The organism is Nocardia sp. NPDC102475 (assembly GCF_055584605.1).
Genome location: NZ_JBVJLS010000030.1, coordinates 1 through 24,601, shown reverse-complemented (window position 1 = coordinate 24,601; position 24,601 = coordinate 1). Strand labels below are relative to the sequence as shown.

Genomic DNA, 24,601 nt, shown 5'->3' with positions numbered 1-24,601 from the left:
GAGACGCTGCCACCCTTTTGACCCGGATCTTCGACAAGCACGTCGACCATAGTAAACGGCGGATGAACGCCATCCCCCTGACCAGCTGAACGTCAGCCGACCTTTCGACCAGGCGGAACTACTGGTCCAACTCCTTGACCAGGGCATCGACCACCGCGACCAGATCCCCCTGGGTGCTCGCGGCCACTTTGCGCTGCCGCTGATACGACGCGCCGCGCTGTGGGATCTCCGCCACCAGTGCGAGTTCGTCCGCACAACCGAGCCGCTTGGCGGTCGGCTCCAACCGCTGCAGCAGATCCATCAGATCATCGGTGACCAACCGCTCATTGCTGTCGTCGTCCACGATGACGATCGCGTCCAGGCCGTAGCGGGCCGCGCGCCATTTGTTCTCCTGGACATGCCACGGCGGGATGGTCGGCAGCGTCTCGCCGTTTTCGAGGCGCTGATCGAGATCGACGATCAGGCAGTGGATGAGCGCGGCCATGGCCGCCAGCTCCGCGCGGGTCGAGATCCCATCGCAGACGCGCACCTCGATGGTGCCCCATTTCGGTGCGGGCCGGATATCCCAGTGCATGCCGCCGAGCTGTTCGAAAACCCCGGTCTTCATCTCGTCGTGCACGAAATGCTCGAACTGGGTCCAGTTTTCGAATTGGAACGGCAGACCGGCGGTGGGCAGCTGCTGGAACATCAACGTTCGGTTGCTGGCATAGCCGGTATCGGCGCCCGCCCACATCGGCGAGGACGCGGACAGCGACAGCAGATGCGGATACGACAGCAGCAGCGAGTTGAGGATCGGAAAAACCTTCTCGCCGTGCGAAACTCCGACATGCACATGGACGCCCCAGATCATCATCTGGCGGCCCCACCACTGGGTGCGATCGATCAGTTCGTCGTAATGCGCTGAGCGCGTTAATTGTTGGGCCGACCACTGGGCAAACGGATGGGTGCCCGCGCAGAACAGATCGACGCCGAGCAGATCGGCGGCACGGCGCACGGTATCCATGGTGCCGCGCAGATCGTCGACCGCCTCGCCCACGGTGTTGTGCACACCGGTGACGAGCTCGACCGTATTGCGCAGTAATTCCTTGGTGACCTGCGGGGTTCCGTCGTAGGCATGTAGGTCACCGAGCGAATCGAATACGGCCGCAGCGGTATTCGACAGATCGCGGGTCACCTTGTCGACGAGCGCGATCTCCCATTCGATACCGATGGTCGGCCGGGGCGACCCGGGGAAGGGAACCCGCGCGATTGCTGTCCCGGCCATATCGGTGACCTTGCTACTGGATTACACCGCAGGCGATGCGACCGCCAGCGTCGCCCGTCGCCAGTGTGGTGTCGTCCGGGCCGGCAACGCCGTCGGCGCGGACATAACGGTTGGGGATATTGCCGAAGTTATCGGCGTCGGCGTGGATCATCAGGGCCTTGCCCTTGATGTCATCCAGCGTCACCGCATCGGTGGTGGTGACCAGTTTGGCCGAACCGTCGGCACGGACCTCGAGCGAGGTCAGGTCGCCGCTGGCCGGATGCGCGTTGGCGCTGCCGACCTGCAGGTGCCCGCCGGCCGACAGGAAGTCACCCGCGGGTCCGCCGGTGGGCGCTACCGAATTGGGCTCGCACTTGCCGACCTGGTGGATGTGCAGGCCGTGGAAACCGGGACGCAAGCCGTGCGCCTCGATACTGACCTGGAGGTGATTGCCGTCCTTGGTGATGTTCGCGACGGCGACCGAGGAACCCGCAGGGTCCTTGAGGTCGACCTTCACCCCGGTGTTGGCATTCGGGGCGCCCGTCTCGGTGCCGGATTCACCGGCCGGCGGGGCGGACGCACCGGTCCACACGGGCGGCGTAGTTCCCTGGACGTCGCTCGACTCCTGACTGTTCGAGCAGGCGGCGAGCCCGAAGACCGCGACAGCGAGCACCGGGGTCACAGTGCGCCAGGACGGGCGACGAGTTGTGGACGGGGCCATCGGGGAACTCCTTTACGAGTACCGAGTTTACGAGTAAAGCTGGGTGGACACGTTCGTTACCGGACAAGATGATGCCACGCCCGCCGTGTCGCACCCGTGACCGGGCCGTGTCGCGAGCCCCCGGACCGGTCAGTTGCCCGTGACAACTACCGTCACGCCCGAACCCGACCCACCGGAGCGCAGCTCGGCGGTCGCGCCCAGTTCATCGGCTATGGCCAGTGCGGCTTCTTTCTCGCCGGGGTTATTGCCGTAGTACACAGTCGTATTCGTGAGATTGGGGCCGGGATAGTTGCCGACCTCGGCGATCGTCCAGCCGTTGGCGGTGAGCTCGCCCGCGGTGCGCGAGGCCAGTCCGACAATGGTGCTGTTGTTCAGAACATGTACCGGGACAGCGCGATTCGCCGTGGTTGTCGTCGGCGACGCCGTTGTGGTCGACGGCTTCGTGGTGGCCGGCGCCGAACTGGTCAGTGCCGCACTCGTGGTCTGCACCGGCGAGTTGGTCGTCGCGACCGCCGTGGTGGCGGCGGCCCGACTCGTTGTGCTCGAGGGATCACCCGCCCCCGAGGTATCGGAATCCGAACTCGATAACGACATCGCGCCGAGCCCCGCGAAAACGATGGCCAGCGCGATCAACACCATCGCCAGCGCGCGCAACGGCGGCCCGCCGGAGGTGGGATTCGGGTAGCTCACGGCTGCGCCTCGCTGGCGCTCGGCTCCGCCGTGCGCCACGGCGCGCTGTGTTGACGGTTCACTCGCTGACGCTCGCTCACGCCAATGACCCTATCCGCAAACCGGCCCCTGTGGTCTCTGCGCAGGGTCCGCCTTTACGGCGGCGCGTCATACCTGGAAGCCGAGCCTCCGAGCGGCTCGCGCCTTCTGCCTGCTCGCCCGCAGTCGACGCAACCGCTTTACCAGCATGGGATCGGCCGCAAGTGCCTCCGGCCGATCCACCACGGCATTGAGTACCTGGTAGTACCTGGTCGGCGACATGCCGAACAGTTCACGAATGGCCTCTTCTTTAGCCCCGGCGTATTTCCACCATTGCCGTTCGAAGGCCAGGATGTCGTGTTCGCGACGGCTGAGGCCGTCACCGTCACCATCGACCTGCTGGGCTGCCGTGACATCTTCGCTCGCAGAAGGGCCGTCCTGGATCCCGGAAAGATTCCGAGCCGCTGCGCCGTCCATCTTGCTCCCTCGCCGAGTGACCACCAGACGAAAATGATGCTTGTACGTCGCGGAACATTCAACCACGGGCCGCTGGATTGCCCCAGCACTGTCGCGGCGTGTTCGCTACCGATCGGTAGCGAGTCGCGACCACCCGTGATCGCGGCGGCTGCGACTCGTACGAGCCAATCGGCAATAATTGCCCCCATGGCAATCCTCCCCATCGTGATCGTCGGTGACCCGGTTCTGCACAATCCGACCGAGCAGGTCAGCCAGACGCCGGAGGAACTGGCCGAGCTGATCGCGGATATGTACGAGACCCTCGATGCCGCCAACGGCGTCGGACTGGCCGCGAACCAGGTCGGCGTGCCGCTGCGGCTGTTCGTCTACGACTGCCCCGATGTCGGTGCCAACGGTTCGGCCGTGCGACGCAAGGGCGCGGTGATCAATCCGGTGCTGGAGACCTCGGAGATTCCGGAGACGATGCCGGATCCCGATGACAATGACGAGGGCTGCCTGTCGGTGCCCGGTGAGCAGTTCCCCACCGGTCGCGCCGAATGGGCCCGCGTCACCGGAACCGATGAGCACGGGGAACCGGTCGAGATCGAGGGCAAGGGCTTCTTCGCGCGCATGCTGCAGCACGAGGTCGGACATCTCGACGGATTCCTCTATGTGGATGTGCTGATCGGCCGCAATGCCCGCGCGGCCAAGAAGGCGATCAAGCGGAACGGTTGGGGCACACCGGGACTCAGCTGGATTCCGGGTACCGTGCCCGACCCGTTCGGACACGATGACTGATCCTGCGGGCGATTCGTTATTGCCCGATATCCAGTTGGGTAGGCGCGTGGTGCTGCGGTACCGGTTGCCAGCGGGTTACCCACAACCACTCACAGATGTGATCGGCGAACTGGTTTCGCTGGATCCGCCTACCGTGCGTGCCGCGGACGGGCAGGTCGTCGCGGTCGCGGTGGATCGGGTGGTCGCGATGAAAGCGTTGGGGCCGAGGCCGATTCGAACCAGGGAGATCCGGGCACTGGAGGCCGCGGCGGCCTACGGCTGGCCAGGTGTCGAACAGGGTTGGCTCGACGGCTGGCTGTTGCGGGCCGGAAACGGCTATACCAATCGTGCCAATTCCGCTGTGCCGCTTGGCAGCTCGGACGGCCCGGCGGCGCGGGGCGCGGATACGCTGCAGCGGATCGGCGAGTGGTACACCGCGCACGGGCTGCCGGTGCAGATCGCGCTGCCGGATCGGCTCGCGTCGCTGCCGCCGGGCTGGCGCAGTTGGCGGGAAACCCGGCTGCTGGCGATCGATATCGAGAATTTCGTACTGCCACAGGGGCCGCGGATGGTGCGCATCGTGCCCGCCCCCGATGACGCCTGGTTGTCGATGCACCGCTACAGCGGCGAAGATCCTGCGACACAGCCTGTTTCGACACCACCGGTAGTAGAGGTACTGACGGCCGTACATGACGGCGAGGTGGGTTTCGCGTCGCTCGGATTGCCGCAGCCCATCGCGATCGGCCGCGGCGCACTCACCACCGCACCGGACGGCCGCCGCTGGATCGGGCTGACCTGCGTCGCGGTCGCGGCCGAACACCGCAGGCACGGACTGGGTTCGCTGATCTGCGCGGAGCTGATCCGCTGGGGCGCCGACCGCGGCGCCACCCACGCCTATCTCCAGGTCGAGGCCGAAAATACCGGGGCCATCGCGATGTATCACGAGTTGGGCTTCCTCGACCACCACACCTACCGCTATGCCGTGCCGGACGGCTCTCGCTGAACCAACTCCTCCTGCGGTACAACAGACCTATAGCCCATTGCGAAGGAAGGCATCCGTGCGTCTCGCGACCTGGAACGTCAATTCGATCCGCTCCCGCCTCGACCGGGTCGCGGACTTCCTCGACCGCCAGGACATCGATGTGCTCGCGATGCAGGAAACCAAATGCCGCGACGACCAGTTCCCGTTCGAGCGCTTCGACGAACTCGGCTATGAGGTCGCCCATATCGGGTTGAACCAGTGGAACGGTGTCGCCATCGCCTCGCGCATCGGCCTCGACGATGTGGAAGCCGCGTTCCCGGACCAGCCCGGCTTCGACAAGGATGCGGCCGAATCGCTGATCAGCACCCCGATCGTGGAATCGCGCGCACTCGGTGCGACCTGCGGCGGGGTCCGGGTGTGGAGCCTGTATGTCCCCAACGGCCGCACCCTGCACGACCCGCACTACACCTACAAACTGGAATGGCTCGCCGCCCTGCGCGCCAACGGTGCCCAGTGGCTCGCCGAGAATCCGGAGGCACAGATCGCCCTGGTCGGCGACTGGAATATCGCCCCGACCGACGACGATGTGTGGTCCGTCGAATTCTTCGCCGACAAAACCCACACCTCCCAACCCGAACGCGACGCCTTCGACGCCATCGTCGAAACCGGCTTCGCCGACGTCATGCGCCCCTATGCCCCCGGCCCCGGCGTCTACACCTACTGGGACTACACCCAACTGCGCTTCCCCCGAAAAGAAGGCATGCGCATCGATTTCATCCTCGCCTCCCCCACCCTCGCCGCCCGCACCAAGGACGCGATGGTCGACCGCGAGGAACGAAAAGGCAAGAGCCCCAGCGACCACGCCCCGGTGATCGCGGAATTCACCGACTAGGAGCCGCCGTTGTCGGTTTCCAAGAGATCGTGCAACGCGACATCTCCGGCCCGAAGCTGTCCGATAGATCGCTGCAGATGAGCGGCATTGGCCGACGATGCGAGCAGATACTCCGTGTCCGTGTGCGATTCGTTTTCACTCCGTCGCATAATCACCGCACCCAAGTCTTCAGTGGCTCGGTGTCCAACTCGACGTCAAAAGGGGATCATGCACACCGCACCAGATCCGTCGCGCGGGTCTGCTGGGACTTGGTCGCGGCAGGCATGGTGTGCAGGGTGAGTGCATTCATGGAAAATTCGCGAACGAAGACGACGAAGAGCTGGTCGGGCACATCTGCAATGGCGCCATCGATTTTCGGCGACGAAGAACAGATACCGTTGCGTGAGTCTCGGCGATTGTCTCACCGAGATTCTTCCTGCTTCATCAACCACGGCCCACTCCACAAGGGAGATCAGGTCTTACACAGTCTCCACGAGGCGTTTCACCTCTCCGGGGAACTTCCCGGCGAGGTCTTTCGATCTCAGCACTGAGGGCAGCGAGCATTGCGGTCAGCAGGTTCGAGGCTGCGTTGCGGTCCCGATCGTGCACGACGTCGCAACCGGCACAGATCCAGGTCCGGTCGGCCAGGAGCAGACCGTGATGGACTCGACCGCACGATCGGCAGGTCTTCGACGACGGGAACCAGCGATCAGCCTTCCACAACCTCGCCCCATACCAGTCGGCCTTGTACCCGAGCTGACGAACGAACTCACCGAACCCGGCGTCATTCACGGCGCGCGCGAGTCGCCGATTACCGGTCATTCCTTTGACATTCAACGTCTCCACCGCGATGGCCGACTTGGTTCTCGCCAACCTCGTGGTGGTCTTGTGCAGAAAATCCCGGCGCCGGTGCGCGACACGCAGATGCAACCGTGCCACCCGCGCACGCGCCTTGCCCGGTTCTTCGAATCCGGTTCGGAGCGAGCCAGCTTCCGGTTGGCACGCGCCAGCCCACGCTGCGCGGCCTTCAACGGCTCCGGTGCGTGGATTTCCTCACTTGTGCCGTCGTCGTTGATGATGACGGCAAAGGTCCTGAGCCCGAGGTCGATACCGCATTTCGGCGCATACTCGGGCACGCGGCGCCGCGTGTTGATCTCGTCGCGATCCACCTCGAGTTGGAAGGCGATCCACCAACGCCCGCCCTGCTCCCGGATCGTTGGCGAATCCGGCAGCACGGACCCGGCACGCCTCCTTCGGCACCCGCGAGGACATCCTGTTCTCGCTGAACCACGGGTACCGCTGTTGATGGGCGGCCCGCCATTCCCGTTCCAACGCTGGTGCCGTCCATGGCACTTCAGTCAACTCATCGCCGGTGAGGCCGTACGATTCCTCCGCCTTACGCTGCGCCCACATCTTCTGCACAACCTCGAGACAGAAGTTCTCCACCACTCGCGACAGCCCGCAATGACGCCCCATCGCCACCACCTGCTCCGCATCAGGCGCAAGCTCGACCCGGTACCCCTGCTTATGACTCACACGGCCTCCCCGCCCATCGCCGATTCCTTACACGCCCAGCTGCGCGCGCCGACCATAGAGGCAGTCACAGCACAAGGTCAGTAGGTCGGTTATATCGCCTACCAGGCCAAGGGTGACCTCACGATCGTCCACCACCCGCACACTACGACCGTGCACCAGCAACCCGGCGGCGGTGTATCCAAGGCTGAACCACGCCAACCGATTATGATCCTCGACCACGATCAAACTCGGCGAATTCGCAGGTTCCGGGTTGAACGAGATTTCGAACCGACCTGCCTCCCTGCCCCTCGTCGAGTCGCGCTACAACGCCGAGTGCATTGCTACCTCGGCCGGGGAGCTAGATCGTCCCGGCATGCTACGGCGACTTCACTCGCGACTGCAGAACTACCATTCACGAATGTAGGAATTCGATCTTCAGGCCCGGTACCAGCGCAAAACCGGCGAACAACGCTGATATCTTGGTGCCCATGGGTAGCGAGACGGCGGTGCAGCCACGGCAGCGGGCACAGCATTTGGGCCCGGAGCGGCGCCGCCCCCAAGTGCTCGACACCGCACTGGCGATTGCCGTCGAGCACGGCGTCGCGGCGGTCACCATGGCCGCGATCGCCGATCGGATGAATGTGACCCGACCGGTGGTCTACGCCTGCTTCCCGGATCGCGTCGAGTTGATCGAAGCGCTTATCCAGCGCGAAGAGAGTTTTCTGGTCGGCGGAGTACTCGAGGTGCTCCCGCCCCGCGATGTCGACGCGGACGAGACCGTTTTCGTCGATGGTTTCCGCGCACTGCTGGAGAAGGCGGCCGAGCGACCGGATGCGTGGCGGCTGCTGTACGGCAATCCCGATCCGGCCGTAGCGGATTCGTTCGGGCGCGGTCGCAAGCTCGCCATCGAGCGCTGCACCACGCTGCTGCGACCGACGTTGCGCGCGTGGGGCACCGAGGACGCCGAGCGCAAGTTGCCGGTGCTGGTCGAGCTGTGGGTGTCCGCCGGTGAGGGCGCGGTGCGCACGCTGCTGGCGGGCGAGGGCGGTTGGGATCCGCAGAGCCTCGGAGCCTTTGTCGGGGCGGCCGTGTACCGCGCATTGCGTCACGCCTGACAATTGTTCAGCACTTCACCCCATCGCTAGGCGAAATGCCGCAGAAGACGGCAGAGGACCGACAAAATGTCCACCGTACCGGCCCTTCCGGCACTACGATGGAAGCAAATCCAGCGGTCCAGCCGGAGGTGCGGTCATGGCGTTCTATCGGCAGGTGGGAGCGGTGCCGCCGAAGCGGCACACCCAGCATCGAGACGACCGGGGACGGCTCTACTACGAAGAGCTGATGGGCGAGGAGGGCTTCTCCGGCGATTCCTCGCTGCTATATCACCGCGGCCTGCCGCCCGCCATTGTGGATTCGACGGTATGGGAGCTGCCGGACCAGACCCTCACCCCGAATCATCCACTGCGCCATCGACATCTGCGCCTGCACAACCTCTTCCCCGGCGATACCCCGGCCGGAACCGATCCGGTTACCGGCCGTCGACTGCTGCTGGGCAATGCGGATGTGCGGATCTCGTATGTGGTAGCCAAGGGTGCGTCACCGCTGTACCGCAATGCGATCGGCGACGAACTGGTGTACGTGGAATCCGGTGCGGCCGTTGTCGAAACGGTCTTCGGCACCGTCCCCGCGCGGCAGGGCGACCAGGTACTGATTCCGCGCGCGACCACGCACCGCTGGCTACCGAGCGGCCCGGAACCGCTGCGCGCGTATGTGATCGAGGCATCCAGCCACATCACGCCGCCGAAACGCTATCTCTCGAAATTCGGTCAGCTGCTGGAACATTCGCCGTACTGCGAGCGGGATCTGCACGGGCCGGGGGAACCGCTGGTCGCCACCGGAACCGATATCGAGGTGCTGGTGAAGCATCGACCCGGCGGTCGGGTGGTCGGCACGCGGATGATCTACGCGACGCACCCGTTCGATGTGGTCGGCTGGGACGGCTACCTGTATCCGCTCACCTTCAATATCGCCGATTTCGAACCGCTCACCGGCCGGGTGCACCAGCCGCCGCCCGCCCATCAGGCATTCGAGGGAACCAATTTCGTGGTGTGCAATTTCGTACCGCGCAAGGTCGACTACCACCCGCTATCGATTCCGGTGCCGTACTACCACTCCAATGTCGACAGCGACGAGATCATGTTCTACTGCGGCGGAAACTACGAGGCGCGCAGGGGTTCCGGCATCGGGCAGGGTTCGGTGTCGGTACATCCCGGCGGTTATGCGCACGGTCCGCAGCCGGGCGCGTATGAGCGCAGTATCGGCATCGATTTCTTCGATGAACTCGCGGTCATGGTCGACACCTTCCGACCGCTCGAACTCGGCGAAGGCGCGCTGGCCTGCGAGGATCCCGGATATGCGTGGACCTGGTCCGGTCGCGGACCGCAGTCCGACGGATACCGGCAACCGAATCAGCGCCCGCACGCGAATCAGCGCCGTGGGCCGGCATGAAGACCCGCATCGAGGTTCCCGACAACACCCTCTTCGGTCCGAACAATCTCCCCTATGGCGTCTTCGCGCCGGAGGGCCAGGACTTCCGGGTCGGTGTGCGACTCGGCGAGCAAGTCATCGATCTGGCTGCGGCACTGGAGGATCCGGTATTTGCCGAGCCGAGTCTCAATGCCTTCATGGCGGCGGGGCCACGTCGGTGGCGCGAGGCGCGCGAGCGGATCCACGAGCTGATCGCTCACGAAATCCCTGGGGAAGCAGTACATCTACTGCACGATGTGCGTACCAAGCTGCCAGTAGAGATCGGTGACTATGTCGATTTCTACGCCAGCATCGACCACGCGACGAACCTCGGCAGGCTGTTTCGCCCCGATGCCGAACCGCTGCTGCCCAATTGGCGGCATCTGCCGGTCGGATATCACGGCCGCGCGGGCACCGTCGTAGTCTCGGGGACCGAGGTCGTGCGGCCGCACGGCCAACTCCGAACCACCTCCGGCACACCGAATTTCGGACCGTCGCAACGTCTCGATATAGAAGCCGAGCTCGGATTCGTGGTCGGCGTCGGATCCGAACTAGGCACACCGATCGATATCGACCAGTTCGCCGAGCACGTCTTCGGCGTCGCGCTGGTGAACGATTGGTCCGCGCGCGATATCCAGGCCTGGGAGTATCAGCCGCTCGGACCGTTCCTCGGCAAGTCCTTCGCGACCTCGTTCTCGGCGTGGATAACGCCGCTGGCCGCCTTGGAAAGCGCCCGCATTCGACTACCGAAGCAAGAACCCGAACCACTGCCCTATCTGCGGGGCAGCGAGCGGTGGGGCCTCGATATCGACCTGGCCGTGCACTGGAACGGCCAAACCGTCTCGCATCCACCGTATTCCCGGATGTACTGGTCACCCGCGCAGATGCTGGCGCATCTCACCGCGAACGGTGCCGCCACGCGCACCGGCGACCTCTACGCGTCCGGCACCATCTCCGGACCGGAGCCGGACGAGCGTGGTTCGTTCATCGAATTGTCCTGGGGCGGAGCCGAACCCGTCACGGTGAACGGACTGCACCGGACCTTCCTGGAGGACGGCGACGAGGTAGTCATCACGGCATCGGCCCCGGGTGCGAATGCGCGGCGCATCGGCCTCGGCGAGGTCCGCGGGCGCATCTGGCATGCGCGCGAATGAGGTTCAACGCGCGGCAGTTCGAACACCCGCATCGACGACGGCGATGAACCGCTGCAGATCCTCGATCAGCGTATCGACCATATCGGGCGCGCCACCGTCGTCATGATGGTGCAGCCAGTCCGCGACGAGTTCGAACATGCCGCCAATGGTCGCCAGCGCCAAGGCGATTCGCCTGCGCTGCTCCTCCGGATCCGATGCCGCCGCACCCGACCACTGCTGATCGAGAAAGGCCGCCGACCAGCGCCGATTACTGCGCCGCTGCTTCTCCACCGCAGGTGAGATGCCGCCCGCCTCGCCGAATGTCACCTTGGCCAGCCGCGGATCATCGGCAATGGCATGCACGAAGGCCGCGACAATGGCCTGCGCGCGCTCCGGCCATGGCAGTTCGGCGGAGGCGGTGGCCGCCTCGATGGCTCGCTGCTGAATCTGCTCGGTGATGTGGGTGAGCAGCGCGACGTAGCACGCTTCCTTGCTGTCGAAATGATCGTAGAAACCCTTGGTCCCGACGAACGCGCGCTGACAGATCTGTTCGATCGACGTACCCGAAAAGCTTTGCTCGGCAAATAGTTCGGTGGCCGCGTCGAGCAATTGGCTGCGCCGTTGCGCGCTGCGCTGCTCGGCATCGAGACCACGGATGCGGCGCCGCGCCGGAGTCGGATCGGGCCGCGCGGCGGATTTGCTGCGGGTCATACCTCGACCATAGCCGGGGCAGTTTCAGAAAGCGTTCTTGTTGGTAACAGGAAGTCGTGTTGTAATCACTGTCACGTCGATGAGGAAGGGGCAGACGTGGTAGTGATCAATGGAGATCCGACCCACATGCGCGGATTGCGCGCGGCAGCCGCGCTGGTATCAATAGCGATGGCATTGCTGGTCGGGGGTGTCACGACCACGCCCGCCACCGCTGTGCCTGTGCCGCAACAGGATTCGTTCTATCAACCGCCGGATGGCTTCGAGGCGCAGGAAGTCGGCACGATTCTGCGCTCGCGCGAGGTGCAGCTGGCGGTGCTGACCGTACTGCCGCTGAGCGTGCGCTCATGGCAGCTGCTCTACCGCAGCACCGATCTGTTCGGACAGCCGACGGCCGCCGTCAGCACCGTGATCCTGCCCACGGGCGCGGATCCGAACCGGTCGCGTCCGCTGGTCTCGCTGCAGTTCTACTACGACAGCGCCAGCATCGCCTGCGCACCGTCGTTCGTACTGCAGCAGGGCGCCGGGCTGCCGGGCGTCGAAGGCATCCACTCACAGAGCGAGCTGATCGCGATCGCCGCGCTGATCAGCCAGGGCTGGGCCATTTCGGTGCCGGACTACGAGGGCCTCAACGGACATCTCGCGGTGGCCGAGGAGCCGGGATACATGACCCTCGACGGCATTCGGGCCGCGGAGCGATTCGAACCGCTCGGCCTCGACGGCGCGAATACCCCGGTGGCGCTGTGGGGTTATTCCGGCGGCGGCATGGGCAGCGGCTGGGCCGCAGAGATGCAACCCAGCTATGCACCGGAGCTGAACGTGAAAGGGGCCGCGCTCGGTGCGCCGGTCTCGGATGTCGAATCTCTGCTGCACGTCAACGGATCCATGTTCTCCAGCCTCATCGGCATCGGCGTCTCCTCGCTCTACAACGCCTACCCCAAGTTTCGCGAGGTGACCGATCAGTACCTGACGCCCGAGGGCAAGGCGCTGATGAACCGGACCAACTCGCAGTGCCTGCCACGCAACGCACTGACCCAGATGTTCACCGATTACCAACGGATTCTGACGATTCCGATCGCGCAGTACCTCGCGCTACCGGAAATCCGCGAGATCTTCGACGCGACCGTCCTGGGCAAACACACCCCGACCGCGCCGCTGTTCATCTATCAGGGTGTCCTGGACGAGGCCGTGCCGATCTGGACCACCGATCGCCTGAACCAGCAGTGGTGCGCGGACGGTGCGTCGATCGTCTACAAACGCGACCACCTCAGCGAACACCTGAGCCTTCCGTCGCTCGGCATGGCCGACACCTTCAACTGGCTGAAGTCCCGCCTGGCTCCCGACGCACCGGATCAGGTCGGCTGTCGCACTGAGAACGTGGTTTCCATGCTCGCCGACTTCAATGCATTGCTCACCCAGATCGAGATCAATCTGAACGCCACCTTCGGCGCCCTCGGTTTCCCGATCGGCCCACGGGAACGCTGATCACGCAACTCCCTCGGCATCGATTTGTGCGAATCCACTCCTGAGCGGCGGATTCTTCGTGTACCTTCCAGGTAGAAGCCCCGGACCACTCGTTGGTCCGGGGCTATCGCCATTTTTACGACACGACCGGCAAATACACCTGTGCGCCGTGGTCGGCGAATTCGGCGGACTTCTCCGCCATCCCGGCTTCGATCGCCTCGGTATCCGAAAGCCCCTGGCGCGCGGCATATTCACGCACGTCGGCGGAGATACGCATGGAGCAGAACTTCGGTCCGCACATGGAGCAGAAGTGAGCGGTCTTGGCGGGTTCGGCGGGGAGGGTTTCGTCGTGGTACTCCCGGGCGGTATCCGGATCGAGGGAGAGGGCGAACTGGTCGCGCCAGCGGAATTCGAACCGTGCCTTGGACAGCTCGTTATCCCGGTCCTGGGCGTGCGGATGGCCTTTGGCGAGGTCAGCGGCGTGCGCGGCGATCTTGTAGGTGATCACGCCGACCTTGACGTCGTCGCGGTTGGGCAGGCCGAGGTGCTCCTTGGGAGTGACATAGCAGAGCATCGCGGTGCCCGCCTGGGCGATGATGGCCGCGCCGATGGCCGAGGTGATGTGGTCGTAGGCGGGTGCGATATCGGTGGCGAGCGGGCCGAGGGTGTAGAACGGCGCCTCCTCGCACAGTTCCTCCTCCAGCCGCACGTTCTCCACGATCTTGTGCATCGGCACGTGACCCGGACCCTCGATCATGACCTGCACGCCATGCGATTTCGCGATCTTGGTCAGCTCACCGAGGGTGCGCAGCTCGGCGAACTGGGCCTCGTCATTGGCATCGGCGATGGAGCCGGGACGCAGGCCGTCACCGAGGGAGAAGGTCACGTCGTAGCGCGCCAGGATCTCGCAGAGTTCGGCGAAGTTGGTGTACAGGAACGACTCCTGATGATGCGCCAGACACCATGCGGCCATGATGGATCCGCCGCGCGAGACGATGCCGGTGACCCGCTTGGCGGTCAGCGGCACATAGCGCAGCAGCACACCGGCGTGCACGGTCATATAGTCGACGCCCTGCTCGCACTGCTCGATCACGGTGTCGCGGTAGATCTCCCAGGTGAGCGCGGTGGGATCGCCGTTCACCTTCTCCAGCGCCTGATAGATCGGCACGGTGCCGACCGGGACGGGCGAGTTGCGCAGGATCCATTCGCGCGTCTCGTGAATGTTCTTGCCGGTGGACAGATCCATGATGGTGTCCGCGCCCCAGCGGGTGGCCCACACCATCTTCTCCACCTCCTCCGCGATCGAGGAGGACACGGCCGAATTGCCGATATTGGCATTGATCTTCACCAGGAACTTCTTGCCGATGATGGTCGGCTCCAGCTCCGGATGCTTGTGATTGGCCGGGATGACCGCGCGACCGGCGGCGACCTCGTCGCGCACCAGCTCCGGCGTGACGCCCTCGCGCGCGGCGATGAAGCGCATCTCGGGGGTGATGATGCCCTGCCGCGCCCAGGCCAGCTGGGTCGGCGGACCGTCGACTCCGGGCTTGGTCCAGCTGTCGCGCAGCTTCGGTAGCCCGGCCTCCAGATCGATGGACGCCGTGTCATCGGTGTACGGGCCCGAGGTGTCGTAGACGTCGAAGTGCTCGCCATTGGTCAGATTGATCCGGCGCACCGGAATGCGCAGGTCATCGACCTGTTGGTAGTGCTTGACGCTGCCTTCGATCGGACCGGTGGTCACGGAATCTACAGGTGTGCCCATGAATATCCTCCCTACGCCGGCATTACCCGGTCAGGTTCATACGGTCGACGGCCCTGAACGCCCGAATGGGCTAGCCGTCCTCTCAGCCCGCTGGTGCGAGCCCCCGTTGGTGTGTGAAATTTTCCCGCCCGACGATACCTTTCCACGTCCGCGCCCCGCCGGGCGATCGGAGGAACATACAGCGAAGCGCCCGAGGCCCGACCGGGCGCCGGTACATTCCTCAGGGTGAAATTCATCCTGGAGGTAGATCTGGATGCCCTGCCCGACGGCGTGGCCGCGCCGGCCGATCTCGCCGATGAGCTCGGCCGGATCCTGCGCTATTGGGGAGGCAATATGAAGCACTACCAGATCACCGAGGGTGACAGCTCAGCGATCTACAACTCCGGATACCGCGAGGTCGGCTCCTGGCAGATCAGCTGATCTTGCCCTCGTAGGCGTCCCGCATGCCTTGCAGGTCGATCTTCTGCATACCGAGCATCGCCTGCATGGCGCGGTTCGCGGCCGCGCGGTCGGTACTCGTCAACAGGGTGTCGGCTTCGACGGGCCAGATCTGCCAGGGAATACCGTATTTATCGTTGAGCCAACCACATTCGATCGGCTGGCCGCCGTCGGCGAGCAGTGTCGTCCAGAGCCGGTCGACCTCGTCCTGGCTGTCGCAATTCACCAGCAGCGACATGGCGTGGGTGTAGTGGTAATCGCCGCCGCCGTTGATGGCGGTGAACTTCTGTCCGTTGAGTTCGAAATCGACGAGCATCGTCAGCCCGGCTTCGCGCGGACCCACCTCGGAGTAGGGCACGACATTGGTGATCTTCGAATCCTCGAACAGCGAACAGTAGAACTCGGCGGCCTCCTCGGCCTGGGTGTCGTACCAGAGGTTCGTGACGATTTTCTGCATGGCGGTCCTCCCGATCGGTGTGCCTGTATTAGTGCCGACGGTGCTGGCGGACGGAATTCATCGCCCGTCAGTAGGACTGGAGCTCGATCAGGGTACCCGCTGGGTCGCGCAGGTGTGCTGTGCGCAGGTTCGGGCCCCAGTTCGGGCGATCGTTCGCGGCGGCGGCCAGGGTCGCACCATTGCGCAGGCACAGGTCGAGGCCCGCGTCGACGTCGGGCACTCGGCAGACGAACATCACGGCATCCTGCGCGGGCGCGGCGGTGACGGGCAGATCGGTGGTGCCGACGACTTCGGACATCGCGCCGCGATCGAAGAGCACGAGTACCGCTTGGTCGTCGACATCCCAGTTCGCATAGGGGCCCGCCGCGGTGCCTTTGATCAGCTTCGCGCCGATGAGCTCCGGGAGGACGGCGTTGTAGAAGTCGAAGCATTCGGCGAAACGGGTGACGAGCAGTCTCGAGTACAGGGCGTCCATGCTGTCTCCTTATTAGTAGGTGCGAACCTATCGTAGGTCGCACCCTATAATTTGTCGCATGGACTCCGCGCGTGCACTTCCGCCGAGCCTGCTCGGCCTCGAGACCTACCTGCTGTCGCGGGTGGGCAAGGTCGCGCGGGGACGATTCGCCGATCGGCTTGCGGCGCGCGGGCTTCGGCTGTGGCATATGGCGGTGCTTGCCGCACTCGCCGATTTCGGGCCGCATGCGCAGCGCGATCTGGGCATGCGGCTCGATATCCATCCGAGCGATGTGGCGAAGATCGTCGACGAATTGGCGAGTGCCGGTCAGGTCGAACGCACTCGCGATCCCGCCGATCGTCGTCGAATATCGGTGCGGATCACCAGGACCGGCCGGGCCTTGTTGCGGGACCTCGAGAAGGAGGCTCGGCAGGTGCGTGACGAGATCCTCGCCCCACTCGGCCGAGAAGAGCGAATTGTGCTGTCGGACATGCTGCTCAGGTTGTTCGAGCACACGCACTCGATCTCCGGCGCGGACTGACCCCTCGTCGGCCCGCGCCGGAGATCGTCAGTCCGACTCGGGAGCCTTGCCGCGCAACGGAACTTCTTCGACAAACCAGGCGATCAGGAAGCCGAGTGCGCAGATCGCGGCGGCGGCCAGAAAGACGTGTCCGGTGCCGGTGGCGAAGGCCGCGAGGTAGCCGTGTCCCTCGGTGGGTACATGGCCCTGTAGCGACCTGGTGAACAGGGATCCGAAGGCGGCGACGCCGATTGATCCGCCCAGGGTGCGGAACAGCGTGACCGCACCGGATGCCGCGCCGATATTCGCCATTTCGACACTGTTCTGTGCGACGGCGGTGGAAAGCTGCATGGAGAAGCCGAGTCCGGTGCCCATCAGCGCCATGGCGAAACCCGTTGTCAGACGATCTGTTTCGGCGTCGAGGGTGGACAGCAGTACTGCGCCCGCGGTGAGGAACAGCCCGCCAAGGATGAAGAAGATCTTGTACTTGCCGGTCGCGGTCATCCGCTTCCCGACGATCTGGGAGACCACCAGCAGCGGCAACATCATCGGCAGCAGGAGCAGTCCGGAGTTCGCGGCCGAGGCCCCCTGCACCGTCTGTTGGAACAGCGGCAGATACAGCACCGATCCGAACATGATCACGCCGCCGACCAGAGCGGTCAGTGCGGCCAGGGTGAGATTACGGGTGCGGAAGATCCCCAGCGGGATAACCGGGTCGACGGCCCGGCGTTCGATCACCAGGAAGGCGGCCAACGCGACCAACGCGAGTACCGCCAGCGCGATGATCTGCGCCGAGAGCCACGCGTAGTCGACACCGCCCCAGGTCGCGATCAGCACCAGGGCGGCGATCGCGATCGTCAGCGCGAGAACGCCCGCGTAGTCGATGGTCACCTTCCTGCGCGCGACGGGCAGGTCGAGCCGCCACCACGACCAGGTGAAGGCCAGCAGCCCGAGCGGAATATTGATGTAGAAGGCCCAGCGCCAGTCGAGTCCGTCGGTGATCACACCGCCGAGCAGCGGTCCGCCGATGGTGCCGACGGCCATCGTGGTTGCGGTCATGCCCTGATACTTTCCGCGTTCCCGCGGCGGGACCAGCGCACCGATGACGGCGAAAGCGGTTACCGCGATACCACCCGCGCCGAGGCCCTGCAGTGCGCGGAATCCGATCAGCGCGGGCATCGACCAGGACGCGCCCGCCAGCACCGAGCCGATCAGGAACACGCCAATGGCACTGAGGAATACGGTCTTTCGGCTGTACAGGTCGCCGAGTTTCGCCCATACCGGCGTCGAGATCGCCGACAGCAGGGTGTAGGCGGTCACCACCCAGGCGACGTGGGACAGTCCGCCCAATTCGCGCACGATCGTCGGCATCGCGGTGCCGACGATCGCGTTGTCCAACATTGCCAGCAGCATCGCCAGCAGCACCCCGGCCAGTACCAATCGGATCTGTCGCGTGGATGCGGTCTTCGTCTCGGTCATTTCTGCGGTCATGGCCGCTCACCTCCTTCTCGGCAGTTCGGGGACTGCCGACCCGCTTCAGAAAATCACAGTCGCTACAAAAGTACAACTGCTCCGACTTTGGTGCAGATAGCCTAATCGGGTAGAGTTGCCGCATGACCGCGACGACCGGGCGCAGGGAGCGCAAGAAGGCACAGACGCGGCAGGCCCTGGCCGATGCCGCGACAAAGCTGTTCACCGAACGCGGCTACGACAATGTCGGCGTGCGAGAGGTCGCCGAGGCGGCGGATGTATCGCTGAGCACGCTGTTCAAGCATTTCCCCAATAAGGAGTCACTGGTCTTCGACCTGGACGCGGATATCGAGGCCGACCTGGTCGCGGCCGTCCGCGACCGGACCGCCGGGCAATCGGTCATCCACGCACTGCGCGGCTATCTGATGCGCACCCGCACCGCACGCAGCGACGATCCCGGAATCGTGGCCTTTCATCGACTCGTCGACTCGACGCCCGCGCTGCGCGAGTACGCGCACCAGATGCTGCTGCGGCACGAATCCGCATTGGCGGCCGCGATCGCCGAGGCGACCGGCGCACCGGCGGGCGATCTCGCGGCCGCGGGACTCGCCCACTTCGCACTGGAAGCCGCCAAAGTCGCGAGTACCAGGGAAGATCCGGCGAGCGCGTTCCGCGAGTTGTTCGACCTGCTCGAAAACGGCTGGGGTCGGTAACTTCCGGAGGGCCGGTGCCGAGTTCGCGGTTGGTCTCGGAAACCGCGCCCGCCTATCCGGCGCGTTCCGGCGGGACCAGCACCGCCGCGGCGGCAGTGATCGCAAGTCCGTCACCGAGTCCGAAGGCATGATCCCGCCGACCGATCCGATCGAATGCTCGCCGAGGGTCTGGCGGCCGCCGCACTCCGGAACCTCGCTCACTCCAGCAACCCCTCGGACACCACACCCCCGCGTGCCCATTCGGGATTCCGTCAGCGTTTCCAGCGCTTCAGACAACAACACGCTACCGATCTGCTCGTTGCGGCGGCATGCGGAATCCCGATATCGGTTGACGAAGAGTTCTAGCGTTGCTAGATTCTCTATCAACGCTACAAGCACAGAACGGGAACAGCTCATGATCACCACACTCATCCAGGTCGTCGCCATCGTCTCGGTCCTCGCGAACGCCGTCGTCTACGGCACCGATGCCTGCTTCGCACTGATCACGCGGTCGGTGTACGACAAGCTGGACGACCGGACCGTGACCATCTCGGCGGGCTGGGGTCACTACTACGGCGACCGCAGGATGCCGATCGTCGGCATCAGCGGTGTGGTAACCGCCGTTGCGGCAACGGCTCTCGCGGCGATCGTCGGCCACGCGGCAGCGGCGATCGCGGCGGGTATCGCCGTCGTGGCGCTGGTGACCTGGCTCGGCATCTACGTTCGGGTGGCGAAGCCGGTGAACACCCAGCAGACCGCCGCGGCGCACTCCGGCGTCATTCCATCGAATGCCCGTGCGCTGCAGGACAAGTGGAATAACGTGATCAACGGCCGGGTGGCCCTGCAGTTCATCGCCATCGCCGCGCTCTGCGCCGCGATCGCCCTCGCCTGACGCGCCTCATCGACAACCCTGTGTCGGCCGCACACGCAAGGTGCGGCCGACACAGGGTTTTCACGTTCTCCGAAATATGTTGCCTAGCGGATGGTTTGGTCGATCAGTCTGCGCGCCGCCCGGTCGGTGCGCTCCACGTCACCGGTTATCAACCGATCCTGAATGATGCCGCGCAGCCCCGAAACCAACAGCGTGGCAACGGCTTCCGGATCGTCGACGGATTCGATTCGACGTAGCGCATTCGCGAGCGTCCCGATGAAGGTCGCGATCGCGGCATTCGCGTATTCGCCATAGGGACTACCCGGCGCACAGGCCGCCCCCAGCACCTGCAGCAGCACCCGGACACTCGTCGTGGCCTCACCCGCGATATTCACCGCACAGAATTCGCCGAGCCGCTCGCGCAATGACGCCGCATCGGAGACCCCCGCGAAGACCGCGGCGATATCCGGGCGCTGCGTAGTCAGCGCCTGCACCAGCAGTTCTTCCTTGGTGCTGAAGTAGTGGATCAGCATGCGCGAGCTGGTGCCGAGTTCGGCGGCGAGCGGGCGCAGCGACAGGTCGCCGAGGCCGTGGGCGGCGATGTATTCGACGACACCGGCCAGCAGGTCGGCGCGTTTCGCGTGGTCGAGTGGACGGGCCATGGGTTGACTGTAGCGATTGGTACAGGTATTCATGACATCGTGACTGTAACAATCGCTTCAGAAACTCGCCCGGCCGTTGTGGTCACCGCGGTCGCCGCCACCACATCGATCGCCGACGACATCGACGCGACCTGGTCCGGGCTGCTCGCCGGGCACAGCGGTATCGGCATCCTCGCCGACGATTTCGTGGCCGAATACGATCTGCCGGTCCGCATCGGCGGCAAGTTGAAGTCACGGCCGGGCGATCAGCTCACCCGCGTCGAACAGCGCCGCCACTCGTATGTCGAGCAGATGGCACTGGTACTGGGCCGCAAGGTCTGGCGCAATGCGGGCGCACCCGAGGTCGAGGGTGAGCGGCTCGCGGTCGTCATCGGCACCGGGCTCGGCGGCGGCGATGCGCTGATCAATGCCGTCGATTCGATGCGCGACGGCGGCTACCGGAAGGTGTCGCCGATGTCGGTACCGATGGTTATGCCGAATGGTCCGGCCGCGACGGTCGGGCTCGAAATCGGTGCCAAGGCAGGGGTTTTCGCGCCGGTATCGGCCTGTTCCTCCGGTTCGGAGGCGATCGCGCATGCCTGGCGGCTGATCACCACCGGTGAGGCGGATGTGGTGGTGGCCGGTGGCGTCGAGGGGCATATCGATGCGGTGCCGATCGCGAGTTTCGCCATGATGCGGGCGATGAGCACGCGCAATGACGAACCGGAGCGGGCATCTCGGCCATTCGACCGGGATCGCGACGGGTTCGTCTTCGGCGAAGCGGGGGCACTGCTGGTGCTGGAGTCCGAGCGGCATGCGCGGGCGCGCGGGGCGCAGATCCACGGCCGGGTGCTGGGCGCGGGGATCACCTCGGACGCCTATCACATCGTCGCGTCGGAGCCGGAGGGCATCGGCGCCGCGCGCGCCATGCGCAAGGCGATATGCACTGCCGGACTGCAGGTTTCGGATATTCAGCACGTCAATGCGCACGCCACCTCGACATCGATCGGCGACGCGTCGGAAGCCAATGCCATCACCGCGGTGACGCCGGAGGCATCGGTATACGCGCCCAAATCCGCACTCGGCCATTCGATCGGCGCGGTCGGTGCGCTCGAATCCATCCTCACCATGCTGACGCTGCGCGACCAGATCGTCCCGCCCACATTGAATCTCGATAATCGGGACCTGAAGATCGACCTCGATATCGTGGCGGGCGCGCCCCGCGAGCAGCGCATCGACTTCGCGCTCAACAACTCGTTCGGCTTCGGCGGCCACAATGTCGCCTTGGCCTTCGGCCGGGCGTAGCGGTGGCGGCTCGTTGCCGCGGGGTAGCGTCGTAGCAGAATCGTTAACCGTACGAACAACCCAGCGGAACGGGACAACGACGTGGCCGACGCCTTCTACACCCCAGATCCGGCGAACCCGAATCGGTTCGTCTCGACCGAACTGACCCGCGGTCCGTGGTCACCCGACGCCCAGCACGCGGGACCACCATCCGCGCTGCTCGGGCATGCGATCGAACGCTGTGAGCCGCGGGCCGGATTCCAGGTCGGGCGGGTCGCGGTGGAAATCCTCGGCCCGGTTCCCTTGGAGCCACTGACGGTGCAGACGCGGGTGGCCCGCCCCGGACGCAGTGTGGAGCTGATCGAAGCGACGCTGTCCACCGATCGCGGACCGGTCATGCGGGCGAATGCCTGGCGATTCAAACTCGCCGAGCCGGAACTCGAACTGCCCGAACAGTTCCTGCCGACCGGTGCCCGTCCCGGACCGGATCAGGCGGTGCCGTCCCACTTTCCGTCGACTCAGCCCGTCGGTTTCCACACCGGCATCGACTATCGCTTCGCGTCCGGGTCGTTCGCCGATCCCGGCCCGGCGATCTGCTGGATCCGGCTGAAATATCCGATCGTGGCCGGTACCACGCCGAGTCCGCTGGAACGCACACTCGCCGCGGCGGATTCGGGCAACGGTGTCAGCCGGGTGCTGGATTGGAACCGATACCTGTTCATCAATACCGATCTCACGGTCACGCTGCACCGGCAGCCGGTCGGTGAATGGGTCTGCCTGGACGCCGCCACCTATCCGCAACCGCACGGCATCGGCTTGGCCGAGTCCGCGCTATTCGACGAGAAGGGTCCGCTCGGCCGCAGCACCCAAACCCTGTTCCTCGGCCCGCGGTAGCTCGGCCGCAACCTGCGCGGTCGAAGATCGCGGCCCTGCGCGGATGCCTGGTGCGCGCCGTCGGATCGGGTTAACCGGCAGACCGGATCAATGCCGTGAGCGATCCGAACTTCGCAGGTCGAGGCCGCCGCTCGACCTGTTGCTGAGCAATCGCCGCATGTGAAACCATAAAAGTGATTCGGTCGACCCGAGACGCCCACTGAGCCGCCTTCGCGCGGCGATCCGGACGCGGGAAGGAGTCGACGATGTTGATGCGTTTCCGACTGGACCCGGACCAACTCGCCGCGGCCATGTCCATCGCCGGGCTGAAGCCGGGACCACGGTCCGCGCTGCCGCTGACGGCCCCGCCGTCCGACCCGGCAGCGGCGCTGCGGGACACCGGACTGCTCGAAGCGGACGACCGACTCACCGGACCGGCGACAGGAGCACTGCGGATCGCCGCCGATCCCGCGCATGTCACCGCCGTCACCGCCAACCGCGTCGGGCAGGACAACCGGACAGCGGCGCTGCTGCTGCGCGGAGACGAAGAAGGCACCTTCGTCATGCAGGCCGGGACCGGCGACGAGGGCTTCGATTTCACCGTCGTGCCAACGCTCACCCAGGCCACCATGCTGGTCGACCAACTGCTCGATCTCACCTCCTACGGCCCCGGATTCGCATCACCCCCGATCGACCTCGATCTCATCGCATTCGCCGCACTGCTCGCCGCCGCCGATGCGGCACAAGAGGCCCGCCTGGCCGGGGTCCTGCGTCGAAACGTCGCGGCCGGACCGCTCGAGCTGCGAGCGCTCGAGCTGGAGGAGCAACTCGCCAAGGGGCTGGCCGCCGGCGACACTCGTTGGGCCTTGTCCGCCGCCCAGGGCGCCATACCGGTATCACTCGCGGCGGCGGCCGGCCGGATGACGGAGGGACTGGCGCGGCTGGCGTCGCTGAGCCTTGTTCGACTGGAGGCGCTCGGCAGGTACCGATTCACCGATGCCGGGACCGCGGTGGCACGGTCGTTCGGTCAACTGTTGACGACCGGGAGCATTGCCGTAATGAACGGTGCGGCAACGAAACAGGACGCGCTCGCCCATTTCACGGTGTTCCGTTCGACGTTCTCGACCCGGTTCGCATGCTGGCGCGAGCTTGCGGCGCGCAATCCGCGTGCCGAATTGTTGGAGACCACAACCGAAGTCGCGCTCAGGCTGGTCCGCGATGTGCTGGATCCCGCCGTGGTCAAGCCGTTCGCCGGTGGCTTAGCGGCATTCGACACGTCTGCCGTACCCACGGAAGAAGTACCGGCGGTCGAGCGCGGCAGCACTCCGGCATTTCATCCGACCCACCAGGTGCCCGCCAACGGCATGCCCGCATGGGCCACTCCCGACTCGACCCGGCCGCCCGTCGCCCGCATCGAACCGCGCGTCGAACTCCAGATCCTCGATCGCTCCGGCGACTGGGCGCATATCGCCTGCAACAACGGCTGGACCGCATGGGTCGACGGCCGCGCCATCGAACCCCTTGCCGCCCTGTGGTACCCGACCCACCTGGTACCCGAGGGCGGATTGGACGCATGGGCCGCGCCCGATCCGAGCCTCGGCCCCATCACCAGCATCGATCCCGGCGTCGAACTACAGATCCTCGGCCGCGCCGGGGACTGGGCGCATATCGCCTGCAATAACGGCTGGACCGCATGGGTCGACGGCCGCGCGATCCAACCCCTCGCACGGCCCGGTGCCCCCTGGACACCCACCGACGACAGGCACGTCTGATGCCCCGGTCACGGACCACCGGAACGAGCTAGGCCGTGTTTAAGAAGTAGCCGGTGCCAAGCCAGATGTTGATGGCTGCGATGTGGACAGTGGCCAGGTAGCGGACGGCGAGTTTGTCGTATCGGGTTGCCACGGCGCGGTTTTGTTTGAGCTGGTTGATGCCGCATCCGACGGCGTGGCGTTGCTTGTAGGTTTCGGTATCGAACGCTGGCGGGCGGCCGCCGTGGGTTCCTCGCCGGCGGCGGTGGGCGTGTTGGTCGCCG

General features: G+C 65.3%; 25 protein-coding genes, 2 pseudogenes and 1 riboswitch. Of the genes and pseudogenes, 14 read left to right on the top strand and 13 right to left on the bottom strand.

Annotated elements, in window-relative coordinates:
• Nucleotides 1-118: 118 nt before the first annotated feature.
• The 4 genes from ACZ60G_RS37380 to ACZ60G_RS37365 all read right to left on the bottom strand — a co-directional run bounded on the left by ACZ60G_RS37380 (nt 119) and on the right by ACZ60G_RS37365 (nt 3,149).
• Nucleotides 119-1,264, bottom strand: a complete 1,146-nt coding sequence (locus ACZ60G_RS37380; protein WP_465816440.1) for a glutamate--cysteine ligase — start codon at nt 1,262-1,264, stop codon at nt 119-121.
• A gap of 13 nt (nt 1,265-1,277) precedes the next feature.
• Entirely contained in the window at nt 1,278-1,964 is a 687-nt protein-coding gene (gene sodC / locus ACZ60G_RS37375) for a superoxide dismutase[Cu-Zn] (RefSeq protein WP_063044908.1), read from the bottom strand.
• 129 nt (nt 1,965-2,093) lie between these two features.
• Nucleotides 2,094-2,654: a LytR C-terminal domain-containing protein gene (locus tag ACZ60G_RS37370; RefSeq protein WP_465816438.1), complete on the bottom strand. Its 561-nt coding sequence runs from the start codon at nt 2,652-2,654 to the stop codon at nt 2,094-2,096.
• Between the two features lie 147 nt (nt 2,655-2,801).
• Nucleotides 2,802-3,149 (bottom strand): DUF3263 domain-containing protein, encoded by a 348-nt coding sequence (locus tag ACZ60G_RS37365; protein WP_433600971.1) that lies wholly within the window; start codon nt 3,147-3,149, stop codon nt 2,802-2,804.
• Nucleotides 3,150-3,335: 186 nt separating this feature from the next.
• On the opposite strand from ACZ60G_RS37365, the gene ACZ60G_RS37360 reads away from it, so the two are divergent.
• The 3 genes from ACZ60G_RS37360 to ACZ60G_RS37350 are packed head-to-tail and all read left to right on the top strand — an operon-like array spanning nt 3,336 to nt 5,779.
• Entirely contained in the window at nt 3,336-3,926 is a 591-nt protein-coding gene (locus ACZ60G_RS37360) for a peptide deformylase (RefSeq protein WP_397050147.1), read from the top strand.
• On the top strand, nt 3,919-4,908 hold the full coding sequence (locus ACZ60G_RS37355; RefSeq protein ID WP_465816436.1) for an N-acetylglutamate synthase, CG3035 family: 990 nt from the start codon (nt 3,919-3,921) through the stop codon (nt 4,906-4,908). The genes ACZ60G_RS37360 and ACZ60G_RS37355 overlap by 8 nt, the downstream gene beginning before the upstream one ends.
• A 55-nt stretch (nt 4,909-4,963) precedes the next feature.
• Complete coding sequence (locus ACZ60G_RS37350; RefSeq protein ID WP_465816434.1) at nt 4,964-5,779, top strand: exodeoxyribonuclease III; 816 nt, start codon at nt 4,964-4,966, stop codon at nt 5,777-5,779.
• A 423-nt stretch (nt 5,780-6,202) separates the two neighbouring features.
• On the opposite strand, the pseudogene ACZ60G_RS37345 reads toward ACZ60G_RS37350, so the two are convergent.
• Together ACZ60G_RS37345 and ACZ60G_RS37340 are read right to left on the bottom strand one after the other, a co-directional pair.
• Nucleotides 6,203-6,927 (bottom strand): annotated as a pseudogene (locus ACZ60G_RS37345) (RNA-guided endonuclease InsQ/TnpB family protein).
• The gene (locus tag ACZ60G_RS37340; RefSeq protein WP_465816433.1) at nt 6,812-7,294 is read right to left on the bottom strand and encodes a helix-turn-helix domain-containing protein; all 483 of its coding nucleotides are present in this window, start codon (nt 7,292-7,294) and stop codon (nt 6,812-6,814) included. The pseudogene ACZ60G_RS37345 and the gene ACZ60G_RS37340 overlap by 116 nt, the downstream one beginning before the upstream one ends.
• 467 nt (nt 7,295-7,761) lie before the next feature.
• Between ACZ60G_RS37340 and ACZ60G_RS37335 the strand changes: the two genes are divergently transcribed.
• From ACZ60G_RS37335 to fahA, 3 genes are all read left to right on the top strand, one after another.
• Complete coding sequence (locus ACZ60G_RS37335) at nt 7,762-8,388, top strand: TetR/AcrR family transcriptional regulator (RefSeq protein WP_465816431.1); 627 nt, start codon at nt 7,762-7,764, stop codon at nt 8,386-8,388.
• A gap of 136 nt (nt 8,389-8,524) precedes the next feature.
• Nucleotides 8,525-9,781, top strand: coding sequence for a homogentisate 1,2-dioxygenase domain-containing protein (locus ACZ60G_RS37330; RefSeq protein WP_465816429.1), 1,257 nt, complete (start codon nt 8,525-8,527; stop codon nt 9,779-9,781).
• A complete protein-coding gene (gene fahA, locus ACZ60G_RS37325) occupies nt 9,778-10,953 on the top strand; it encodes a fumarylacetoacetase (protein WP_465816428.1) in 1,176 nt (391 codons plus the stop codon). The genes ACZ60G_RS37330 and fahA overlap by 4 nt, the downstream gene beginning before the upstream one ends.
• 3 nt (nt 10,954-10,956) lie before the next feature.
• On the opposite strand, the gene ACZ60G_RS37320 is transcribed toward fahA, so the two are convergent.
• On the bottom strand, nt 10,957-11,643 hold the full coding sequence (locus ACZ60G_RS37320) for a TetR/AcrR family transcriptional regulator (RefSeq protein ID WP_465816426.1): 687 nt from the start codon (nt 11,641-11,643) through the stop codon (nt 10,957-10,959).
• Nucleotides 11,644-11,739: 96 nt separating this feature from the next.
• On the opposite strand from ACZ60G_RS37320, the gene ACZ60G_RS37315 reads away from it, so the two are divergent.
• Nucleotides 11,740-13,125 carry a lipase family protein gene (locus ACZ60G_RS37315; RefSeq protein WP_465816424.1) on the top strand — a complete coding sequence of 462 codons (1,386 nt, stop codon included), beginning with the start codon at nt 11,740-11,742 and terminating at the stop codon, nt 13,123-13,125.
• Between the two features lie 115 nt (nt 13,126-13,240).
• Here the strand turns inward: ACZ60G_RS37315 and thiC are convergent, their stop codons facing one another.
• Nucleotides 13,241-14,866: a phosphomethylpyrimidine synthase ThiC gene (gene thiC, locus ACZ60G_RS37310; RefSeq protein WP_465816422.1), complete on the bottom strand. Its 1,626-nt coding sequence runs from the start codon at nt 14,864-14,866 to the stop codon at nt 13,241-13,243.
• A riboswitch (TPP riboswitch) is annotated at nt 14,858-14,983 on the bottom strand. Its footprint overlaps the gene before it by 9 nt.
• Nucleotides 14,984-15,091: 108 nt before the next feature.
• Between thiC and ACZ60G_RS37305 the strand changes: the two genes are divergently transcribed.
• A complete protein-coding gene (locus ACZ60G_RS37305; RefSeq protein WP_433524446.1) occupies nt 15,092-15,286 on the top strand; it encodes a hypothetical protein in 195 nt (64 codons plus the stop codon).
• Here the strand turns inward: ACZ60G_RS37305 and ACZ60G_RS37300 are convergent.
• Nucleotides 15,279-15,761 (bottom strand): VOC family protein, encoded by a 483-nt coding sequence (locus ACZ60G_RS37300; protein WP_465816420.1) that lies wholly within the window; start codon nt 15,759-15,761, stop codon nt 15,279-15,281. The genes ACZ60G_RS37305 and ACZ60G_RS37300 overlap by 8 nt on opposite strands.
• A gap of 67 nt (nt 15,762-15,828) precedes the next feature.
• Complete coding sequence (locus ACZ60G_RS37295) at nt 15,829-16,236, bottom strand: VOC family protein (protein WP_465816418.1); 408 nt, start codon at nt 16,234-16,236, stop codon at nt 15,829-15,831.
• Between the two features lie 58 nt (nt 16,237-16,294).
• Here ACZ60G_RS37295 and ACZ60G_RS37290 point away from each other — a divergent pair, with 58 nt between their 5' ends.
• Entirely contained in the window at nt 16,295-16,756 is a 462-nt protein-coding gene (locus ACZ60G_RS37290; RefSeq protein ID WP_465816416.1) for a MarR family winged helix-turn-helix transcriptional regulator, read from the top strand.
• Nucleotides 16,757-16,783: 27 nt separating this feature from the next.
• Here ACZ60G_RS37290 and ACZ60G_RS37285 read toward each other — a convergent pair whose 3' ends face one another.
• Nucleotides 16,784-18,226, bottom strand: coding sequence for an MDR family MFS transporter (locus ACZ60G_RS37285; protein ID WP_465816415.1), 1,443 nt, complete (start codon nt 18,224-18,226; stop codon nt 16,784-16,786).
• Nucleotides 18,227-18,348: 122 nt separating this feature from the next.
• Here ACZ60G_RS37285 and ACZ60G_RS37280 point away from each other — a divergent pair, with 122 nt between their 5' ends.
• Together ACZ60G_RS37280 and ACZ60G_RS37275 are read left to right on the top strand one after the other, a co-directional pair.
• Entirely contained in the window at nt 18,349-18,918 is a 570-nt protein-coding gene (locus ACZ60G_RS37280) for a TetR/AcrR family transcriptional regulator (protein ID WP_465816413.1), read from the top strand.
• Nucleotides 18,919-19,312: 394 nt separating this feature from the next.
• Nucleotides 19,313-19,789 (top strand): DUF1772 domain-containing protein, encoded by a 477-nt coding sequence (locus ACZ60G_RS37275; RefSeq protein WP_465816411.1) that lies wholly within the window; start codon nt 19,313-19,315, stop codon nt 19,787-19,789.
• An 83-nt stretch (nt 19,790-19,872) separates the two neighbouring features.
• On the opposite strand, the gene ACZ60G_RS37270 is transcribed toward ACZ60G_RS37275, so the two are convergent.
• A complete protein-coding gene (locus ACZ60G_RS37270; protein WP_465816409.1) occupies nt 19,873-20,430 on the bottom strand; it encodes a TetR/AcrR family transcriptional regulator in 558 nt (185 codons plus the stop codon).
• Between the two features lie 39 nt (nt 20,431-20,469).
• Between ACZ60G_RS37270 and ACZ60G_RS37265 the strand changes: the two genes are divergently transcribed.
• The 3 genes from ACZ60G_RS37265 (at nt 20,470) to ACZ60G_RS37255 (ending at nt 24,338) form a co-directional block, all read left to right on the top strand.
• Nucleotides 20,470-21,714, top strand: coding sequence for a KasA/KasB family beta-ketoacyl-ACP synthase (locus tag ACZ60G_RS37265; RefSeq protein ID WP_465816407.1), 1,245 nt, complete (start codon nt 20,470-20,472; stop codon nt 21,712-21,714).
• Between the two features lie 81 nt (nt 21,715-21,795).
• Nucleotides 21,796-22,587: a thioesterase family protein gene (locus tag ACZ60G_RS37260; protein WP_465816406.1), complete on the top strand. Its 792-nt coding sequence runs from the start codon at nt 21,796-21,798 to the stop codon at nt 22,585-22,587.
• 245 nt (nt 22,588-22,832) lie between these two features.
• Entirely contained in the window at nt 22,833-24,338 is a 1,506-nt protein-coding gene (locus ACZ60G_RS37255) for an SH3 domain-containing protein (protein WP_465816404.1), read from the top strand.
• Nucleotides 24,339-24,366: 28 nt separating this feature from the next.
• Here ACZ60G_RS37255 and ACZ60G_RS37250 read toward each other — a convergent pair.
• A pseudogene (locus tag ACZ60G_RS37250) lies at nt 24,367-24,601 on the bottom strand (hypothetical protein); the annotation flags it as partial.

Excerpts from the sequence above, each read along its gene's own strand:
- ACZ60G_RS37320 (WP_465816426.1), bottom strand. The coding sequence starts at position 11,643 with ATGACCCGCAGCAAATCCGCCGCGCGGCCCGATCCGACTCCGGCGCGG.
- ACZ60G_RS37300 (WP_465816420.1), bottom strand. The coding sequence starts at position 15,761 with ATGCAGAAAATCGTCACGAACCTCTGGTACGACACCCAGGCCGAGGAG.
- ACZ60G_RS37255 (WP_465816404.1), top strand. The coding sequence starts at position 22,833 with ATGTTGATGCGTTTCCGACTGGACCCGGACCAACTCGCCGCGGCCATG.
- ACZ60G_RS37285 (WP_465816415.1), bottom strand. The coding sequence starts at position 18,226 with ATGACCGCAGAAATGACCGAGACGAAGACCGCATCCACGCGACAGATC.
- sodC (WP_063044908.1), bottom strand. The coding sequence starts at position 1,964 with ATGGCCCCGTCCACAACTCGTCGCCCGTCCTGGCGCACTGTGACCCCG.
- ACZ60G_RS37330 (WP_465816429.1), top strand. The coding sequence starts at position 8,525 with ATGGCGTTCTATCGGCAGGTGGGAGCGGTGCCGCCGAAGCGGCACACC.
- ACZ60G_RS37275 (WP_465816411.1), top strand. The coding sequence starts at position 19,313 with ATGATCACCACACTCATCCAGGTCGTCGCCATCGTCTCGGTCCTCGCG.
- ACZ60G_RS37280 (WP_465816413.1), top strand. The coding sequence starts at position 18,349 with ATGACCGCGACGACCGGGCGCAGGGAGCGCAAGAAGGCACAGACGCGG.
- ACZ60G_RS37270 (WP_465816409.1), bottom strand. The coding sequence starts at position 20,430 with ATGGCCCGTCCACTCGACCACGCGAAACGCGCCGACCTGCTGGCCGGT.
- ACZ60G_RS37380 (WP_465816440.1), bottom strand. The coding sequence starts at position 1,264 with ATGGCCGGGACAGCAATCGCGCGGGTTCCCTTCCCCGGGTCGCCCCGG.
- ACZ60G_RS37355 (WP_465816436.1), top strand. The coding sequence starts at position 3,919 with ATGACTGATCCTGCGGGCGATTCGTTATTGCCCGATATCCAGTTGGGT.
- ACZ60G_RS37290 (WP_465816416.1), top strand. The coding sequence starts at position 16,295 with ATGGACTCCGCGCGTGCACTTCCGCCGAGCCTGCTCGGCCTCGAGACC.
- fahA (WP_465816428.1), top strand. The coding sequence starts at position 9,778 with ATGAAGACCCGCATCGAGGTTCCCGACAACACCCTCTTCGGTCCGAAC.
- ACZ60G_RS37335 (WP_465816431.1), top strand. The coding sequence starts at position 7,762 with ATGGGTAGCGAGACGGCGGTGCAGCCACGGCAGCGGGCACAGCATTTG.
- thiC (WP_465816422.1), bottom strand. The coding sequence starts at position 14,866 with ATGGGCACACCTGTAGATTCCGTGACCACCGGTCCGATCGAAGGCAGC.
- ACZ60G_RS37360 (WP_397050147.1), top strand. The coding sequence starts at position 3,336 with ATGGCAATCCTCCCCATCGTGATCGTCGGTGACCCGGTTCTGCACAAT.
- ACZ60G_RS37365 (WP_433600971.1), bottom strand. The coding sequence starts at position 3,149 with ATGGACGGCGCAGCGGCTCGGAATCTTTCCGGGATCCAGGACGGCCCT.
- ACZ60G_RS37295 (WP_465816418.1), bottom strand. The coding sequence starts at position 16,236 with ATGGACGCCCTGTACTCGAGACTGCTCGTCACCCGTTTCGCCGAATGC.